Source organism: Georgenia alba, from assembly GCF_042665525.1.
In the GTDB taxonomy this organism is placed as follows: Bacteria; Actinomycetota; Actinomycetes; order Actinomycetales; family Actinomycetaceae; genus Allobogoriella; species Allobogoriella alba.
Genome location: NZ_JBHTCQ010000003.1, coordinates 269,187 through 287,240, shown reverse-complemented (window position 1 = coordinate 287,240; position 18,054 = coordinate 269,187). Strand labels below are relative to the sequence as shown.

Annotated in this window: 16 protein-coding genes; 13 read left to right on the top strand and 3 right to left on the bottom strand. The window is 72.4% G+C overall.

Features of this window, described 5'->3' with window-relative positions:
* Positions 1-89 precede the first annotated feature (89 nt).
* Together ACFQQL_RS15240 and ACFQQL_RS15235 are read left to right on the top strand one after the other, a co-directional pair.
* The gene (locus ACFQQL_RS15240; protein WP_382395901.1) at positions 90-911 is read left to right on the top strand and encodes an exodeoxyribonuclease III; all 822 of its coding nucleotides are present in this window, start codon (positions 90-92) and stop codon (positions 909-911) included.
* A gap of 119 nt (positions 912-1,030) precedes the next feature.
* The gene (locus ACFQQL_RS15235; protein ID WP_382395899.1) at positions 1,031-1,648 is read left to right on the top strand and encodes a hypothetical protein; all 618 of its coding nucleotides are present in this window, start codon (positions 1,031-1,033) and stop codon (positions 1,646-1,648) included.
* 143 nt (positions 1,649-1,791) lie between these two features.
* On the opposite strand, the gene ACFQQL_RS15230 is transcribed toward ACFQQL_RS15235, so the two are convergent.
* Positions 1,792-3,162 (bottom strand): DUF222 domain-containing protein, encoded by a 1,371-nt coding sequence (locus ACFQQL_RS15230; RefSeq protein WP_382395897.1) that lies wholly within the window; start codon positions 3,160-3,162, stop codon positions 1,792-1,794.
* A 334-nt stretch (positions 3,163-3,496) separates the two neighbouring features.
* On the opposite strand from ACFQQL_RS15230, the gene ACFQQL_RS15225 reads away from it, so the two are divergent.
* A complete protein-coding gene (locus ACFQQL_RS15225; protein ID WP_382395895.1) occupies positions 3,497-4,213 on the top strand; it encodes a PIG-L deacetylase family protein in 717 nt (238 codons plus the stop codon).
* A gap of 8 nt (positions 4,214-4,221) precedes the next feature.
* On the opposite strand, the gene ACFQQL_RS15220 is transcribed toward ACFQQL_RS15225, so the two are convergent.
* A complete protein-coding gene (locus tag ACFQQL_RS15220) occupies positions 4,222-4,596 on the bottom strand; it encodes a ClpX C4-type zinc finger protein (protein ID WP_382395893.1) in 375 nt (124 codons plus the stop codon).
* 193 nt (positions 4,597-4,789) lie between these two features.
* A complete protein-coding gene (gene galK / locus ACFQQL_RS15215) occupies positions 4,790-6,100 on the bottom strand; it encodes a galactokinase (RefSeq protein WP_382395891.1) in 1,311 nt (436 codons plus the stop codon).
* Positions 6,101-6,282: 182 nt separating this feature from the next.
* On the opposite strand from galK, the gene ACFQQL_RS15210 reads away from it, so the two are divergent.
* The 10 genes from ACFQQL_RS15210 (at position 6,283) to ACFQQL_RS15165 (ending at position 18,052) form a co-directional block, all read left to right on the top strand.
* Positions 6,283-6,855, top strand: a complete 573-nt coding sequence (locus tag ACFQQL_RS15210) for a 2'-5' RNA ligase family protein (RefSeq protein ID WP_382395889.1) — start codon at positions 6,283-6,285, stop codon at positions 6,853-6,855.
* Positions 6,856-6,959: 104 nt separating this feature from the next.
* The gene (locus ACFQQL_RS15205) at positions 6,960-8,192 is read left to right on the top strand and encodes a YihY/virulence factor BrkB family protein (RefSeq protein WP_382395887.1); all 1,233 of its coding nucleotides are present in this window, start codon (positions 6,960-6,962) and stop codon (positions 8,190-8,192) included.
* A 120-nt stretch (positions 8,193-8,312) separates the two neighbouring features.
* A complete protein-coding gene (locus ACFQQL_RS15200; RefSeq protein WP_382395885.1) occupies positions 8,313-9,416 on the top strand; it encodes a mannose-1-phosphate guanylyltransferase in 1,104 nt (367 codons plus the stop codon).
* A 50-nt stretch (positions 9,417-9,466) separates the two neighbouring features.
* Entirely contained in the window at positions 9,467-10,699 is a 1,233-nt protein-coding gene (locus ACFQQL_RS15195) for an amidohydrolase (RefSeq protein ID WP_382395883.1), read from the top strand.
* A 229-nt stretch (positions 10,700-10,928) separates the two neighbouring features.
* A complete protein-coding gene (locus ACFQQL_RS15190) occupies positions 10,929-12,020 on the top strand; it encodes a BMP family lipoprotein (RefSeq protein WP_382395881.1) in 1,092 nt (363 codons plus the stop codon).
* A gap of 113 nt (positions 12,021-12,133) precedes the next feature.
* Positions 12,134-13,714 (top strand): ABC transporter ATP-binding protein, encoded by a 1,581-nt coding sequence (locus ACFQQL_RS15185; RefSeq protein ID WP_382395879.1) that lies wholly within the window; start codon positions 12,134-12,136, stop codon positions 13,712-13,714.
* 16 nt (positions 13,715-13,730) lie between these two features.
* Entirely contained in the window at positions 13,731-15,032 is a 1,302-nt protein-coding gene (locus tag ACFQQL_RS15180) for an ABC transporter permease (protein WP_382395877.1), read from the top strand.
* A complete protein-coding gene (locus ACFQQL_RS15175; RefSeq protein ID WP_382395875.1) occupies positions 15,029-16,306 on the top strand; it encodes an ABC transporter permease in 1,278 nt (425 codons plus the stop codon). The genes ACFQQL_RS15180 and ACFQQL_RS15175 overlap by 4 nt, the downstream gene beginning before the upstream one ends.
* A gap of 13 nt (positions 16,307-16,319) precedes the next feature.
* Positions 16,320-16,730, top strand: coding sequence for a cytidine deaminase (locus ACFQQL_RS15170; protein ID WP_382395873.1), 411 nt, complete (start codon positions 16,320-16,322; stop codon positions 16,728-16,730).
* 26 nt (positions 16,731-16,756) lie between these two features.
* The gene (locus ACFQQL_RS15165) at positions 16,757-18,052 is read left to right on the top strand and encodes a thymidine phosphorylase (protein WP_382395871.1); all 1,296 of its coding nucleotides are present in this window, start codon (positions 16,757-16,759) and stop codon (positions 18,050-18,052) included.
* Positions 18,053-18,054: the final 2 nt, after the last annotated feature.

Genomic DNA, 18,054 nt, shown 5'->3' with positions numbered 1-18,054 from the left:
GTCGCCGTGCGTAGGACGCGTCGCCGGTCGTCCGAGCTGGTCGTCCCCAGTCTTGCCCCTGCTGAGTCATCTGATCGAGAAGGACCCCTGTGTTGCGTATCGCCTCTGTCAACGTCAACGGGATCCGGGCCGCGTACCGGCGCGGGATGGGGGAGTGGCTCCAGGAGCGCTGTCCGGAGGTGCTGCTGCTGCAGGAGGTCCGCGCCACCGACGAGGTGCTCGAGGACCATCTGGGCCAGGAGTGGACCACCGCGCATCACGCGAGCGACCTCAAGGGTCGCGCAGGCGTCGCAGTGGCAAGCCGTCTGCCGGCGACCGCCGTCCGCGTCGGGCTCGGGAACGGCACGCCGGAGGCGGCGGTCGACACCGGTCGGTGGGTGGAGATGGACATCGACGCCCCGGGTGCCGAGCGGCCGCTGACGGCCGTCTCGGTCTACGTCCACAACGGGACCGCGGGCACCGAGACGATGGACCTGAAGTACGCGCACCTGGAGAAGATCACCGCGAGGTTGAGTGAGCTGTCCGAGCAGGCCGCCTCGGGGGAGCGGGACGTCGTGGTCGGCGGCGACATCAACATCGTGCACCGCGAGGTCGACATCAAGAACTGGAAGGGCAACCACAACAAGAACTCCGGCGTGCTCGATGAGGAGATCGCCTACCTGGACCGGTGGTTCGAGGAGCTCGGTTGGGTGGATCTCGGGCGCTCGCTCGGCGGCGACGGTCCCGGGCCGTTCACCTGGTGGTCCTGGCGCGGGAAGGCCTTCGACAACGACGCCGGCTGGCGGATCGACTACCAGCTCGCCACCGCCGAGCTCGCCGAGCGTGCGACGACCGCGACGGTCGACCGCGCGCCGTCGTACGACAGGCGGTTCTCCGATCACGCCCCGCTCGTCGTCGACTTCGCGGTCTGAGGAGCAACCGACAGTCGCCGGCACCTCTGGCCACTACCTGTCATGGCAGGTCCCTGTCAGGCGAGGGCGTTGCCCTGCGCGAGGGGAACGTGTTTCCTTCGGACGGAAGGGCGTGGGCGATGGTGCAGACGGCGGGTAGTCACGACGTGGACCGGTTGATTGACGACGTCGACCGCTATTGGCGCAGCCACGGTGTCCCTGGACAAAGCCGGAGCCGCGAGTTGGAGGAGATCAGCCGGCACGTGGTGCAACAAGTGGCTGCCGGGCGAGACCTCCACGAAATCGTGGGCGATGATCCGCGCGCATTTGCGGCTCAGTGGTGGCGAGCAAGGGCGTTGAGTCCCTGGCTACCAGTCGCGCTCGAGTTCGTCGGGTGCTTCGTCGGCGTCCTTGCGTTGCTCGCGCTCCTCGCTTCCGTCAACTTGCTCGGCGACGGCGGCGGCATCGACTTTCGGGCAGCTCTGATTGCGAGTACGGCGGCTTTCGTGATTGGTGGTCGCGGCGCGATCTTTTCCTATCGGGAGAGATTGGGGCGCGGTGGAGCGATAGTGGCAGGGGTGTGCTGTGCTGCGGCCGTCGGGGCGGTCCTTCTTGCTGGAGCAAACCTGCTCCGAGATGTACGGGTCGACGTGCCGGTGATCTGGACCGTTGTGATGGCCGTGTGTGGGTTCGGAACTCTCCTCGTCGCACGCATGCTGCGTCGAATGAGATCGGGCTCGCTAAACGATCGCGTCTAACCCGTCATGGGTCGTCAAGCACGATCCAGCCGTTGCCGCGCTCGCCGATCGGCGCCTGCGGCTGCACGACAAGATGCTTGTGCAAGACGACACCAGGCGGCCCAGGATCGGCAGTGCTGCTCCAGATGGTCTTGAAGCGCACGTCAGGCGATGAGTGCGGTGTCGAGGATCTCCGTGCCGTCGCGCCGGTAGAACCGCCATCGCCCGGCGTCTCGGCTGATCGTGATCTCGCGGGTATGGACCCAGTCGTGGTGGTACCAGCACAGCAGGATCCCGAGCGCGACCGCCGTGTCTCCGTGGTGCGCCGCCCACCAGAGGCTGTGGTGGATCTCGCCCTCGCCGGGTGGCGCGTCGCAACCCGGGAAACGGCACTGCCGGTCGCGCGCGACGATCGCGCGCGTCTGGGCGGCGGTGAAGAGGCGTTCTTCCCGACCGACGTCGAGCACCCCCGAGTCCGGCCCGAAGACGACGCGGTGGAGGTGGCTGGAGCAGGCCAGTCGGGCGAGCAGGACGGGCGCGACAGGCGTGCCGTCGTCGAACGTGGCGGGCTCGGCGCCGGTCAGAGCCGTGGAGTCGAGCCCGCCCGGGATCGCGGTGCCGGGCCGGGCGGATACGCACGAGCAGAACGCGGCGCCCTCGTCGCTCGGGGCGTCCGCGCCGACCGGGCAACCGGGCGTGTGCGCAGGCGCGGAGGCCTCGGCCAGCCGCTCCAGGGTGTCGAACGGGACCGTCACGGCGAGGTGGGGGCGGATCCTCGCGCCCGGCCGCAGGGTCCCGGAGTCGAGCGCCAGGTGCGCGAGACCGGCGAGCGCCTTCGCGCGTCGTTGCGCGGGTGTGCGCCGGTCGTCCGCGGCCGGGGTGCCGATACGTGCCTGCAATGCGGTGAGCAGGGTCTTTCCCGTGGCGTGCGAGAGCAGGCCACCGGGGACATACCCGTCGATGGTCTCGGACAGGTAGAACTCCTCGCGGTCGCTGTCCTCGACGTAGGTGCGGTCCGACGCCTCCGGATCAGCCCGCAGCGCCCAGTGCCGGACCAGGACGGCGAAGCGGGCGGCGTCCACCTTCCGTGCCTGGGACACGAGGAAGTCCTCGCCGACGTGCTCGTCGTCCAGCCGGGCGAGCCGGGCCGGTGAGTCGGTGGCGTGTCGGGCCATGGCGGCCGCGTGGTCGCCGGTGATCTCGCCCGCGGCCAGGGCCGCGGCCGTCGCGGGAAGGTGGTCTCGCAGGCCCCGCGCCTGGTGGACCTCGCGGTACGCGGTGGCGCGGTTCCGGCCGGAGTGGTGACGCCACCACGCGGCGAACGACCGGGCGCCCTCGACGGCCCACCGGCCGTCCGCCTCGACGGTGGCCAGTGCCCGCGCGGTGAGCGACTCGGTTCGCCGGCGCAGCCGCTCGACGCGCTTCAGCACGTCCACCTGGAGCTCGCCCGGGAGGTCGTGCAGGTCGACCGACGCCGCACGGGCCACTGCCTCCTCCGCCGCGACAAGCTCGGCGAGCACGGGGTGCTGAACCACGTCCGACAACGTGCCCACCTCCTCGTCGAGTGCTCCGCGTCGACACCTACGCTACGAACACATGTTCGACATGGCAACCGAATATTCGCGCCTTGTGGACGCGGCGTCATGTGCGGGGTCGTTGTGGATCCGCCGCGCCAGGCGTTCGATCCCGGTACGTGACCGCGTCCCCGGCACCTGACCGCGTCGCACGGTCGCGTCGCGTCGCAGGTCAAGAGACTCGCCCCACCCGCAGATCCGTGACCGGGCGCCCCTATCTCGTGGCCCGTACCCCATTCCGTGACCGGCGCCCTATCCCGTGACCGGCAGCCCGCCACGGCAGTACCGTCAAGCCATGCAGCCCCTACCGGAGGACTGGCAGCGTGCGCTCGTCGTGGCGGCGCACCCGGATGACATCGAGTACGGCATCGCTGCCGCCGTCGCGCGGTGGACGGACCAGGGCAAGGACGTGCGGTACGTGCTGGCGACCAGCGGAGAGGCGGGCATCGCCGGCCTGCCGCCGGCCGAGTCCGGCCCGCTGCGCGAGGAGGAGGAACGGGCGTCCGCCGCAGTCGTCGGTGTGCGCGAGGTGGAGTTCCTCGGGCATCCCGACGGGCGTCTCGTCGAGGGGCTGGACCTCCGCCGCGATCTCGCCGCCGCGATCCGCCGGCACCGCCCGGAGCTGGTCGTCACCGGGTTCTTCGGTGACTCGTGGGCGCCCGGCATGCTGAACTCCGCGGACCATCGCGCGCTCGGCCGTTCGCTGCTCGATGCGGTCGCGGACGCCGACAACGAGTGGATCCACCCGGAGCTCGCGCACCTGGAGCGCTGGCAGTCGCGCTGGGTGGCCGTCGGTGCACCGTCCGGCCACACGCACGCCGTCGACGTGACCGACCAGGTGGATCGGGCGGTCGCCTCGCTCGCCACTCACCGCCGGTACCTCGAGATCCTCGACCCGGCCACGCCGGTCGAGGAGCAGGCCCGACAGGTGATCGAGTGGACGACCCCGGCCCTGGACGGCTTCGCCGCGGACCGAGCGGTCGGCTTCGAGCTGTACACCTTCGGGGGCTAGCCGGACGGTCACTCCTCGCCGGAGAACCGACCCCACGCCGACTGTCGCGTCATCCCGAGCGACTCGCCGATGCGGGACCACGTCACGCCCTGCTGGCGAAGCCGGCCGATCCACTGCCGCAGTCCGGCCTCGACCTGGTCGCCCACGCGGGCCATCTTCGGCAGCGCCGCGAGGATCTCCTCGGCGGACATCGCCTCCCACGGAGGGGGTGGCGTCTCCGAGGACTCCTCGTGCGTCTCGAGGATGGCGTTGCACGCACTGACGCACCCGTCGCAGATGTAGATCCCCGGACCTGCGATCAGCTTCGAGACCGCCTCGGGCTCCTTCCCGCAGAAGGAGCAGTGGACGGCGACCTGCTTCGCCGTGGCCGTGGTCGTCGACATTCCGGTTCCCTCCGTCAGGCGTCAGGCAAATCCTGACGCGTCAGGGGAGACCTTACGTGCGTCAGGGTGGCCCTGACAAGGCTGACAGTTGCCGCGCGCGCCGCGCGCCGTGCGCGCCATACGCGGCGTACGCGCGACGTCGCGACGAAAGCTGCGCACTGCGCGCGAGACATCGACGCCTCGGCGGGAGGCGTCAGCCGGCCGGTCCGGCCGCCACCGCGGGGAGGAAGCCTGGAGCCCGCAGCCCGGCTTCGTCGAAGGCCCGGGCGACGGCGGCCGTCACCTCGTCCGCACGGTCCGCCTCGACCAGCGCGATCGCCGAGCCCCCGAAACCTCCGCCGGTCATCCGTGCGCCGTGCGCGCCGTGCGCCCGGGCCACGTCGACCACGAGGTCGAGCTCGCGGGCGGAGACCTCGTAGTCGTCCCGGAGCGAGTCGTGCGAGGCGTCCAGCGCCTCGCCGACCTGGTCGAGCGCCTCACCGCGCAGCTGCGTCCCGGGATGGTCCCGCAGGCGCCGGACGAGGCGCCGCACCCGCTCGATCTCCGTCACCACGTGTCGCACGCGGGCGCGCTGCTCGTCGTCGGCCAGCCTGGCCAGAATCTCCTCCAGCGTCGTCTCGCCGGCCATGGTCGCCTCGGCGACCGCTCGCAGGTCCGGCACCCCGAGCCGGCTCGCCGCCGCCTCGCACGTCGCCCGGCGCTGCCCGTACTCCCCGCCGGCGTGGCTGTGCTCGGCGCGCGTGTCCACCACCAGCAGCTCGAGCCCGGCGGCGGCGAGGTCGAGCGGCACGTGCTCGACCGCGCCGTCTCGACAGTCCAGCAGCAGCGCATGGCCGGCTCGCGCCCGCAGGGACGCGGCCTGGTCCATGCCGCCCGTCGGCGCACCGGCGATCTCGTTCTCCGCGCGCACGCACGCGGACACCAGGCGGGAACGGCCGGCGTCCGACGGCTCCTCGACCGATCCCGCCAGACCCAGGTCGGCCACCTCGTCCCACGCCACCGCGACGGCGCACTCGAGCGCCGCGGAGGAGCTGAGCCCGGAACCGGTCGGCACACACGAGACGACGGCGACGTCCAGGCCCGGCAGGTCACGGGCAAGCCCTTCCTGCTCGAGCGCCCACGCGACCCCCGCCACGTAGGACGCCCAGCCGGATACCTCGGACGGTGTCCCTGCCGGTCCGACGGCGTCGAGATCGACCTCGACCACGTCACCGCCCGCGGCGCTCGAGACGAGCCGGATCGTCCGGTCCTCGCGGCGGGCCACCGCCACGTACGTACGGTGCGGCAGGGCGATGGGCAGCGCCAGGCCGCCGTTGTAGTCGGTGTGCTCGCCGATGATGTTGACCCGCCCCGGCGCCGAGAAGACGCCGTCCGGTGCGCCGCCGTATGTGGTGGTGAACAGCTCGCTGGCCCGCGCAGTCCCCTCGGTGGCGTCCCACGCGGTCAGCACCTCGGTGGTGGCGTTTCGGTTCTCGGGCACGTCGTCGGACAGGTCTGTCGGCATGCGGAGCATCTTTCCATCAGCCGCCCGGGACCGGTGAGGCCCGCGCGAGGCCCCGGCCGGAGCCCGCCAAGCCCTGCCCGGGGTGGTCCGGGTGGCCGTGTGCTGCCAGGATGTGGCGGTATCGCGGCGCGGCCCGTGCGGCCGCGCGTGGTCGGCGTCGAGAGGGCAGGGGGTGGTGAGCGTTGCGGCTGCCGGAGCGCCGGCCCGGCCAGGTGCGTATCGGCGTGGCCCTGCAGATCCCGCCGCCGTACTCGAACGAGCTGCAGTCGGTAAGGGCACGTGTGGGTGACCCGCTGGCGCATGCCATCCCGCCCCACGTCACGCTGCTCGGGCCGACGGTGGTGGAGAAGCACCAGCTGGACGAGGTGACCGAGCATCTGGCCGGGGTGGCGCGTTCTGCCGCCCCGTTCGTCATGGGACTGCGCGGGGCCGGCACGTTCCGCCCGGTCAGCCCCGTGGTGTTCGTGAACGTCGCCCGCGGTGCCGCCGAGTGCGCGCGGATCGCGGACGCCGTGCGCCGGGGTGTGCTGGCGCAGGAGCTGCGTTTCCCGTACCACCCGCACGTGACGGTCGCCCACGATGTGGACGAGAGCGTCCTGGACCGCGCGGCCGCGCTCGTCGCGGACTTCGAGGCGACCTACGCCCAGGGCAGCATGCGGCTCTACGAGCACGGCGACGACGGCGTGTGGCGCACCGTGGCGCGGCTCGTGCTCTCCGCCGAGGGCCCCGTGCCGTCATCCGCGTCGGCCGGCTGACCGGCTCCGCGCGGGGCGCGCGCCGGGCCGCCCGCGCCGCGCCCGGCGCCCCTGGTCCCCGCCGTCGGGCCTGGTCAGCGTCCTGCGGCGCTACCCTCATGGCCATGACGGACCAGGGGGCGGACCGGCCGAGCGCGATCGAACGCGCGAACGCCCTGGTCACGCGAGCGCGGGCAACCAGGATCGGCCGTGCCCTCGACCGCTACGGCATCGCTCGCGGCGGTCTGCTGGCGGGCGGGATCGCGTACTCCGCGCTGTTCTCCATCGGTGCCGCGCTCACGATCTCCTGGACCGCCTTCATGGCGGTGCTCGGCCAGAACCCGGTCATCCGTGCCACCGTCCTCGACGCGATCGACGACGCCCTGCCCGGCCTGCTGGTCTCCGCAGTCGGTGACGAGGGCATCATCAACCCGAACGACCTGATCATCGACCAGCCGTTCACCATCGGCACGGTCATCGCCGTCGTCATCCTGCTGTGGACGGCGCTGAGCGTGATGACGGCGTTGAAGTCCTCGATCCGCGCCATGTTCGGGATCGTCGCGCCGCCCGAGAACATCGCCGTCTCCAAGGCGCGCGACCTGCTGGGGTTCCTCGTGCTCGCGCTCGGCGTCGTCCTCGCCGCCGTGCTCGGCGCGGTCGCCAGCACCCTCGCCTCCTACGTGCTGGGTGCCATCGACCTGGACGGGCCGCTCGCCCGGTGGATGGTCCGCATCGTCGGTCTGCTCGCCGCCCTCGCCGTCGACTGGGCGGTGTACATCATGCTGTTCCGCTTCACCGCCGGCGTGCGGCCGCCGCGGCGTGACCTCATGCTCGGCGCGTTGCTCGGGGCGGTCGCCAGCGGCGTCCTGCGCTACATGGGTACGGCACTGGTCGGCGCGGTCGACGACCCCGTGCTCGCCTCGTTCGCGGCGCTGGTCACGCTCATGCTGTGGGTCAACATGGCGGCCCGTCTCGCACTGCTCGTCGCGGCCTTCACCGCGAATCCGCCGGCACCGATCAGGCCGGAGACCGCCGAGGACGTGCACCTCCACGAGAGCCCCAACTACGTCACCGAGTCCGACCCGAGCACCCGCGAGTGGGACTACCAGCCGCTGACCGGCACCGTGAACCCGAACAACGCCAAGGAGGAGGAGCCGGAACCGGAGCCCGAGCCCGAGCCGGAACCGCTCCCGGAGCCGGTCGGGATCGCCGGCCGGCTCCGGCGCCGACGGATCGACCGGCTCGAACGGCGGCTGGACCGCGCGCGGGAGAGCTACACCGCCGGCGCCGCGAGCGAGACCCGGAGCGACACCGAGAGCGACACCGACCGAGCCGACGGTGCCGACCGCCGTGCATGATCCCGCCGCTCGCCGCACCGGTGGGCCGGCCCCGCGCCGGGCGGCGCACGCGTTGCCGCCGCGTTGCGAGCGGGTGAACGGTTTCGGCCACGGCCCGGCGGCCGCCTAGTGTCTGTGCCTATGCCGCTGACCGAGCCCCTCCACGCGATCATCCCTGCCGGTGGCGCCGGTACGCGCCTGTGGCCCCTCTCGCGGCGCGCGGCCCCGAAGTTCCTCCTCGACCTGACCGGATCGGGCCGCACGTTGCTGCAGCAGACCGTCGACCGGCTCGCACCGCTCACCGACGGCGGCAGCATCTCGGTCGTCACCGGCGCCGTGCATGCTCCGGCGGTCCTCGGGCAGCTCCCCGAGCTCGGTGAGCAGAGCCTGCTCGCCGAGCCCAGCCCGCGCGACTCCATGGCCGCGATCGCCCTCGCCGCGGCCGTCGCGCGGCGGAGGCACGGCGACGTCGTCGTCGGCTCCTTCGCGGCCGACCACGTGATCACCGACCGTGCCGCGTTCGAGGCCGCGGTCCGGGAGGCCGTCGCCGTGGCCCGCGAGGACTACGTCGTCACCATCGGCATCGAGGCCGGCCACCCGTCGACCGCGTTCGGGTACATCCACGCCGGCGAGCCCCTCGCCCCCGACGACGACGCGGCCACCGCGCGCCACGTCGTCGGATTCACGGAGAAGCCCGACGTCGCGACCGCCACCGAGTACCTCGCCACCGGGGAGTACCGCTGGAACGCCGGCATGTTCGTCGTGCGTGCCGGTGTCCTCCTGGAGCACCTCGCCGCACAGAAGCCCGACCTCGCGGCCGGCGTCGCCCAGATCGCCGAGGCGTGGGACACCCCGGCGCGCGAGGAGATCCTCGCCCGGGTCTGGCCGACCCTCGAGAAGATCGCCATCGACCACGCGATCGCCGAGCCCGTCGCCGCCCAGGGCGGCGTCGCCGTCGTCCCCGCCGCCATGGGGTGGGACGACGTGGGTGACTTCGACGGGCTGGCCGAGCTGCTCCCCGCGGACGCCGAAGGGGTGCACGTCCTCGGCGACGCGGACGTGCTCGCGGACGGTGCGCCGGGATCGTTCGTCGTCGGGTCCGGCCGGACCGTCGCCGTCGTGGGCGTACCCGGCCTCGTGGTGGTCGACACCCCGGACGCACTGCTCGTGACGACCCGGGAGCACGCGCAGCGCGTCAAGCACGTCGTCGAGTCGCTCGGCACGGAGCGCGAGCACCTCCGCTGAACACCGGACGGGTCGGCGCCCGTCCCACCGGGCGAAGTAATGTCGAGGCCGTGCGTCCCGTCCCTGCCCCGACCGACTCCCCGCTCGCCCGCCGTGTCAACGTCGCCGTCGCCGACCTCGAGGACCAGCTGATCGAGCTGCGCCGGCACGTGCACGCCCACCCGGAGCCCGCCTGGGCCGAGATCGGCACGACGGCGCACGTCCGCACGACGCTGCAGGAGGCCGGCCTGCAGCCCCGACCGCTGGGCGCCACCGGTCTCGTGGTCGACATCGGGGCCGACCAGCGGACCGCGGGGCGCCGCAGGGTCCGCCTGCGGGCCGACCTCGACGCGCTGCCGCTGACCGAGACCTCGGGCCTGCCGTTCGCCTCCACCCGTGAGGGCTACTGCCACGCCTGCGGGCACGACGTGCACACCGCGGCGCTGGTGGGCGCCGCCCTGACCCTCAAGCGGCTCGACGACGCCGGGGACCTCCCGGGCGGGATCCGCTGCATCTTCCAGCCGGCCGAGGAGGTCCAGCCGGGCGGCGCGAGCGACGCGATCGACAAGGGCGTGCTCGACGGCGTCGAGGCCATCTATGCGCTCCACTGCGACCCCAAGGTCGAGGTCGGCCGGGTGGGCTCGCGGATCGGCCCGATCACGGCGGCCTCGGACCACGTGACCGTGACCGTCAGCGCCGAGGGCGGGCACACCTCCCGGCCGCACCTGACCGGCGACGTCGTCTTCGCCCTCGGGCAGCTCGCGACCGCCCTGCCCGCGGTGCTCGGCCGGCGGACCGACCCCCGCTCCGGCGTCAACCTCACGTGGGGTGCGGTGCACGCCGGCAACGCCGCCAACGCGATCCCCACCACGGGCAGCATCACCGGCACCGTGAGGACCCTCGATGCCCAGGAGTGGCGGCGCGTCGGCCGGATCGTGGAGGAGGCGGCCCGGCACGTCGCCGCCCCGTACGGGGTGGAGGTGGACGTGCGCTACGTGCGTGGCATCCCGCCGGTCGTGAACACCGAGCGGGAGGTGCGCGTCGCCGACGCCGCCGCCAAGGACGTCATCGGCCCCGAGGCCGTCGAGCTCACCGAGCAGTCCCTGGGCGGGGAGGACTTCGCCTGGTACCTCACCCATGTCCCGGGCGCCCTGATCCGGCTGGGTACCCGCACGCCCGGCGGCCCCGCGTTCGACCTGCACCGCGGCGACATCGTGTTCGACGAGCGGGCGATCGGGGTCGGCGCGCGGCTGCTGGCCCGCACCGCGCTGCTGGCGGTGGACGGCGAGGTGCGGGCCTCCTGACGGCACCTGCCGGCCCTGCACGAGCAGGCTTTCCGCAGGGGCCCTCGACGCCGCGTTTCGGCTCTGAAACAGTTCGGTAACGCTTTCGCGGCAGCACCGCCCTGGTGGTTCAGCGCGCCCGTCGGCAGCATAAGGTCCGTCTGTCACACACTCGGCCGTGATCCGGATCCGAGCGGAGAACCTGGTCCAGCCACCCGACTGGCCACCGACCTTCAGGGGGAGACATCTCGTGAAGAAGAGCATCGTCGCGACGACGCTGATGGCGTCGGCCGCCGTCGCCCTGGCTGCGTGCGGCGCAGCACCCGAGGAGGAGCCGGGCGGGGGCGGTGACCAGGGTGGCGGCGCCGAGGACTTCACCGCGTGCCTGGTCTCCGACGCGGGGGGCTGGGACGACCGGTCCTTCAACCAGTCCGCGCACGAGGGACTGATGGCGGCCGTCGACGAGCTGGGCGTCGGAGAGGAGACCGCCGAGTCCCAGTCGGAGTCCGAGTTCGGGCCCAACGTCGACTCCATGGTGCAGCAGGGCTGCAACCTGACGTTCGGCGTCGGGTTCCTCCTGGAGGACGCCATCCAGTCCGCCGCCGAGGGCAACCCGGACCGGAACTTCGCGCTCATCGACTCCTCCTTCACCGACGCCGACTTCAACCCGGTCGAGCTCGACAACGGCAAGCCGATCCTGTTCAACACGGCCGAGGCGGCGTTCCTCGCCGGCTACGTCGCCGCCGCGACCACCGAGTCGGGGACGGTCGCCACCTTCGGCGGCCAGCAGATCCCGTCCGTCTCGATCTTCATGGACGGCTTCGCCGACGGCATCGCCCACTACAACGAGGAGAACGACGGCGACGTCCAGCTCCTCGGCTGGGACAAGGAGGCGCAGCAGGGCGCCTTCACCGGTGACTTCGAGAACCAGGCGAACGGCCAGCAGCAGGCCGAGCAGTTCATCGCCCAGGGCGCCGACATCATCATGCCGGTCGCCGGGCCGGTCGGCCTCGGTGCCGCCGCGGCCGCCGAGGAGGCCGGCGACGTGCGGATCATCGGCGTCGACTCCGACTGGTACGAGTCCAGCGAGTACGGCGAGATCATCCTCACCTCGGTGATGAAGCAGATCGGCCCCGCCGTTCAGGACACCATCGCCCAGACCGTCGAGGGCGGCTTCACCAACGAGCCGTACGTCGGGACCCTGGAGAACGACGGCGTCGGCCTTGCCCCGTTCCACGACTTCGACGACGAGGTTCCGCAGGAGGTCAAGGACGCGGTCGCCGACCTCGAGGAGCAGATCATCTCGGGCGAGCTCACGATCGAGAGCCCGAACGCTCCCTGATCTCTGCCACGGCGCGGGAGCTCGCGCCGGTGACGGCCCGGCCCGACCCGGGGCCGGGCCGTCACGCGCTCCGGTACGTTGACGCCGGATGCCACGCCACATGGACGGAACCCATGAAGCTCGAACTACGGGGGATCACGAAGGTCTTCGGGTCCCTGGTCGCGAACGACCACATCGATCTCGTCGTGCAACCCGGCGAGATCCACGCCCTGCTGGGTGAGAACGGAGCCGGGAAGAGCACGCTGATGAACGTGCTCTACGGCCTCTACGACCCCGACGAGGGGGAGATCCTCCTCGACGACCGTCCGGTGACCTTCGACGGCCCGGGCGACGCGGTCGCCGCCGGTATCGGGATGGTCCACCAGCACTTCATGCTCGTGCCGGTCTTCACCGTCGCCGAGTCCCTCGCCCTGGGCTACGAGCCGGCCGGCCGGGCCGGCATCCTCGACCTGGAGGCGGCGCGACGGCGCGTCCGCGAGATCTCCGACCGGTTCGGCTTCGACATCGACCCCGACGCCGTCATCGAGGACCTGCCGGTCGGCGCGCAGCAGCGGGTCGAGATCATCAAGGCGCTGTCCCGCAACGCCCGGGTCCTCATCCTCGACGAGCCCACCGCCGTGCTCACGCCGCAGGAGACGGACGAGCTCATCCAGATCATGCGGGAGCTCAAGGCGGCCGGCACCTCCATCGTCTTCATCACCCACAAGCTTCGCGAGGTGCGGGCCATCGCTGACCGCGTGACGGTCATCCGCCGCGGCACGGTGGTGGGCGAGGCGAGCCCCGAGACCTCCGAGAGCGAGTTCGCCTCCCTCATGGTCGGCCGGTCCGTCCAGCTGCGGGTCGAGAAGCAGGCCAAGCGGGGCGGGGAGCACGTCTTCGTCATCTCCGACCTCACCGTGCTCGACCCGGCCGGCACGGTGGTCCTCGACCACGTGGACCTGAGCGTCCGGGCGGGCGAGGTGATGGCGGTGGCCGGGGTCCAGGGCAACGGCCAGACCGAGCTGACCGAGACCATCCTGGGGCTGACCGAGCCGGTGACCGGCTCGATCACGCTCGACGGCAAGGAGCTGGTGGGCAGGCCGGTCAAGGAACGCCTGCGCGCCGGGCTCGGCTTCGTCCCCGAGGACCGCAGCACCGACGGCGTCATCGCGTCCTTCTCGGTCGCGGAGAACCTCATGCTCGACCTGTACGACCGCGAGCCGTTCGCCTCGGGCGTCGCACTGAGCCCGGCCGCCGTCCGGCAGAACGCCGAGCAGCGCATCGCCGAGTTCGACATCCGCCTCGGCTCCCCGGACGATCCGATCTCCACCCTCTCGGGCGGCAACCAGCAGAAGGTCGTCATCGCCCGCGAGATGTCCCGGCCGTTGCGGGCCCTGGTGGCGTCGCAGCCGACCCGTGGCGTCGACGTCGGGTCGATCGAGTTCATGCACAAGCGGATCGTCGAGGAGCGGGACAAGGGCACCCCGGTGCTCATCGTCTCCACCGAGCTGGACGAGGTGTACGCGCTCGCCGACCGGGTGGCCGTGATGTACCGCGGCCGTGTGGTCGGCGTCGTGCCGGGTGACACCGACCGCGACGTCCTGGGCCTGATGATGGCGGGCGTGCCGCTCGAGGAGGCGCAGGCCCAGGCCGCGACGCACCACACGGCGCTCGCCGAGGCCGACGCGGCCGCCGAGCAGGAGGAGACGCTGTGAGGCCGGGAGGGGCACGATGAGCGAGGAGACGCCGCGCCCGGTCGCCCCCGGTGACCCGGGCGCGCAGGCCGAGCAGGTGGCGGGAGAGCGGGCGCCCACCCGGGGCGATGCGCCGCGAGAGAGCCGCACCGGCGAGCTGGTCCGCGACCTGCTCTCCGGCTCCTGGCTCGTCTCGCTGCTGGCGATCGTGCTGGCCCTGCTCGCGGGCGCCGTGCTCATCGCGGTGGCCGACAGCGACGTCCAGGAGGCCGCCCAGTACTTCCTCGCGCGTCCGGGCGACACGTTCTCGGCGATCTGGAACGCCGTCTACGCGGCCTACGAGGCGCTGTTCCGCGGGGCGATCTACGACTTCGAGGCGACCTCGCTCACGCGGGCGGTCCGGCCGATCACCGAGTCGCTGGTCTTCGCCACCCCGCTGATCCTCGCGGGTCTCGGCCTCGCCGTCGGCTTCCGCGCCGGCCTGCTGAACATCGGCGGGCAGGGCCAGATCATCCTCGGTGGGATCTTCGGTGCGTTCATCGGGTTCACCTTCCAGCTCCCGGTGGTGCTGCACGTCGTGGTGGCGGTGCTCGGGGCGGCGCTCGGCGGCGCGCTGTGGGCCGGGATCGCCGGCGTCCTGAAGGCGAGGACGGGCGCCAACGAGGTGATCGTCACGATCATGCTCAACAACATCGGCCTCTACCTCGTCGCGTACCTGCTCACCACGCCCGCGTTCCGCATCCCGGGCTCGCCCAACCCCATCTCGCCGCAGATCAGCACCGAGACGGCCGCCTACCCGCTGCTCCTGGAGCCACCGTTCCGGCTGCACGCCGGGTTCTTCCTGGCCATCGCCGCGACCGTCGTCGTGTGGTGGCTGCTGGACCGCTCCACCCTCGGGTTCGAGATCCGCGCGGCCGGCGCGAATCCCCACGCGGCCCGTACCGCCGGGATCTCCGTGGAGCGGGTCGTGGTGCTCACCATGATCGTCTCCGGCGCGCTGTGCGGCCTGGCCGGGTCCGCGCAGGTCCTCGGCACGGAGCACGTGCTGACCGGCGGGGTCGCCGCCAGCTACGGCTTCGACGCCATCACGGTGGCGCTCCTGGGGCGGTCCAGGCCCGTCGGGACGTTCCTCGCCGGGCTGCTCTTCGGCGCGCTGCGCGCCGGTGGCGTCCTCATGCAGTCCGAGACGTCCATCGACATCATCCTCGTCGTGCAGTCGATCATCGTGCTGCTCATCGCCGCCCCACCGCTGGTGCGTGCGATCTTCCGGCTCCCGAGCCCGGGTGCGCGCCCGCGCCGCCGCGCGTCGGTCCGCACCGCGAAGGAGGTGACGGCATGAGCGCCGCCAGCACCGTGGAGCCGCGCACCGAGGAACGCGCGCTCGCGCCCATCGCGTGGCGGTGGCCCGTCATGTACGCGGTCTTCACCGTGGTCGCCCTGCTCGTCTTCCTCCGCGTCCGCGACGGCGCCACGACCTACCGGGTCGCGCGCGCCGGCGACTTCCTCGAGATCCCCGACCTCATCCTGCCCTCCCTGGCGACCAACGTCGTCCTCGTCCTCGTCATGGCCGCGGCCACCGCGGCCGCGACGCTCGCCGCGGTGCGCCGCGCCCCGATCGGCTGGTGGGTCCCGGCGGCGTTCGGCATCGCCTTCGTGCTCGCGTTCCTCACCTGGGTGGGCGCCGGACGAAGCACCGTCATCCCGCTCACCACGCTGCTGGCCGGTGCGCTGGCGCTGTCGGTACCGCTGGTCTTCGGGGCCCTCTCCGGCGTGGTCTGCGAGCGGTCCGGCATCATCAACATCGCGATCGAGGGGCAGCTCCTCAGTGGCGCGTTCCTGGCCGCCGTCGTCGGCTCCCTGACCGCGAGCGCCTACCTGGGCATGATGGCTGCGCCCGTCGCCGGCGCCCTCGTCGGCGTCCTGCTCGCCTTCTTCGCGGTGCGGTACTGGGTCGACCAGATCATCGTCGGCGTGGTGCTGAACGTCCTCGTGCTCGGCCTGACCGGCTTCCTCTTCTCGACCGTGCTCACCGAGAACGCCGAGCTGCTCAACACCCGACAGTCGATGCCGGACCTCCCGATCCCGCTGCTGGCGTCGATCCCGGTCCTCGGACCGGTGCTGTTCCGGCAGTCCCTGCTGGTCTACCTCATGTACGCCGTCGTGATCGTGCTGCAGATCTTCCTCTTCCGCAGCCGCTGGGGCCTGCGCACGCGCGCCGTCGGCGAGCACCCGAAGGCGGCGGACACGGTCGGCATCAAGGTCGGGCGGACCCGCGTCGTCAACACGATCCTCGGCGGTGCGATCGCCGGACTCGGCGGGGCGTTCTTCACGGTCGGGTCCGGGCTCGCGTTCGGCACGGACATGTCCGCCGGTCAGGGGTACATCGCGCTCGCCGCGATGATCCTGGGCCGGTGGAACCCGAAGGGCGCGGTCGCCGCCGCGCTCCTGTTCGGGTTCTCCAAGAGCCTGGTCAACATGCTCTCGGGCATCGGTGCCGGGATCTCCTCGGACCTGCTGCTCATGCTGCCGTACGCCGTGACGATTCTCGCCGTCGCCGGCTTCGTGGGCCGGGTCCGGCCGCCTGCCGCCGAGAACCAGCCGTACATCAAGTGAGAGGCTGGTGACGATGGTCGAGCGCACGAGCACCGACGAGGCCACCTGGGCGCTGCTCCGGGACCTCGCCACCGAGGCGATGACGCGGGCCTACGCCCCGTACTCCGGCTACCACGTCGGCGCCGCCGCCATGGTCGAGGACGGCCGGACGGTGAGCGGCTGCAACGTCGAGAACGCCGCCTACGGCGTGACCCTGTGCGCGGAGTGCGGCCTCGTCTCGGACCTGGTCCGCTCCGGCGGGGGGCGTCTCACCGCGTTCCTGTGCGTCGACACCGACGGGGCGCTCACCACCCCGTGCGGACGCTGCCGCCAGCTGCTGTGGGAGCACGGCGGACCGGACCTGGAGGTGCTGCTCGGGTCCGGGGTGCGTCGGATGTCCGAGGTCCTCCCCGAGGCGTTCGGGCCGGACCACCTCGAGAGCTAGGCCCGCAGGGCCGGGGAGGAGAGCCGATGGGCGAGCCCTTCGACGCCGTCGACGTCATCCGGACCAAGCGGGACGGCGGCAGGCTGAGCGACGAGCAGATCGCCTGGGTGCTGGACGCCTACACCCGCGGCGTGGTCGCCGACGAGCAGATGAGCGCCCTGGCGATGGCGATCCTGCTCAACGGCATGGACCGCGAGGAGATCGCCCGCTGGACCGCCGCGATGATCGCTTCCGGCGAGCGGATGGACTTCTCCACGCTGCGCCGCCCCACCGCCGACAAGCACTCCACGGGAGGGGTGGGGGACAAGATCACCCTGCCGCTCGCGCCGCTGGTTGCCGCTTGCGGCGTCGCCGTGCCGCAGCTGTCCGGCCGCGGGTTGGGCCACACCGGCGGCACCCTCGACAAGCTCGAGTCGATCCCGGGCTGGCGCGCCGCGCTCAGCAACGCCGAGATGCTCGCCCAGCTGGACGACGTCGGAGCCGTCGTGTGCGCCGCCGGCGCGGGACTCGCCCCGGCCGACAAGAAGCTGTACGCCCTCCGGGACACCACCGGCACCGTCGAGTCGATCCCGCTGGTCGCCTCCTCGATCATGAGCAAGAAGATCGCCGAGGGGACCGGGGCGCTCGTGCTCGACGTCAAGGTCGGCTCCGGCGCCTTCATGAAGAACCTCGACGACGCCCGCGAGCTGGCCCGCACCATGGTCGGGCTCGGCAGCGATGCCGGGGTCCGCACCACCGCCCTGATCACCGACATGTCGACGCCGCTCGGCCGCACCGTCGGCAACGCCCTCGAGGTCCGCGAGTCGGTGGAGGTCCTCGCCGGCGGCGGACCCGAGGACGTCGTGGAGCTCACCCTCGCGCTCGCCCGGGAGATGCTCGCCGCCGCCGGGCGCGAGGACGTGGACCCCGCGGACGCCCTCGCGGACGGCCGGGCGATGGACGTCTGGCGCCGCATGGTCGCCGCCCAGGACGGCGACCCGGACGCACCGTTGCCCGTGGCCGAGCACACCGAGACCGTGACCGCCCCGACCGGCGGTGTGGTCACCGCCCTGGACGCCTACGCCGTCGGGGTGGCGGCCTGGCGGCTCGGAGCCGGCCGGGCGCGCAAGGAGGACACGGTCCAGGCGGTGGCGGGCGTCGAGATCCACGCCCGCCCGGGGGAGAGCGTCCGGGCAGGCGACCCGGTGCTCACCCTGCACACGGCCACCCCGGACCGGTTCGCGCGGGCGCGGGAGGCCCTCGAGGGCGCGATCCGCGTCGACGCCGACGGCGCGTCCGCGGCCCGGACGCGCGAGGTCGTCCTCGACCGCATCGCGCAGTAGCC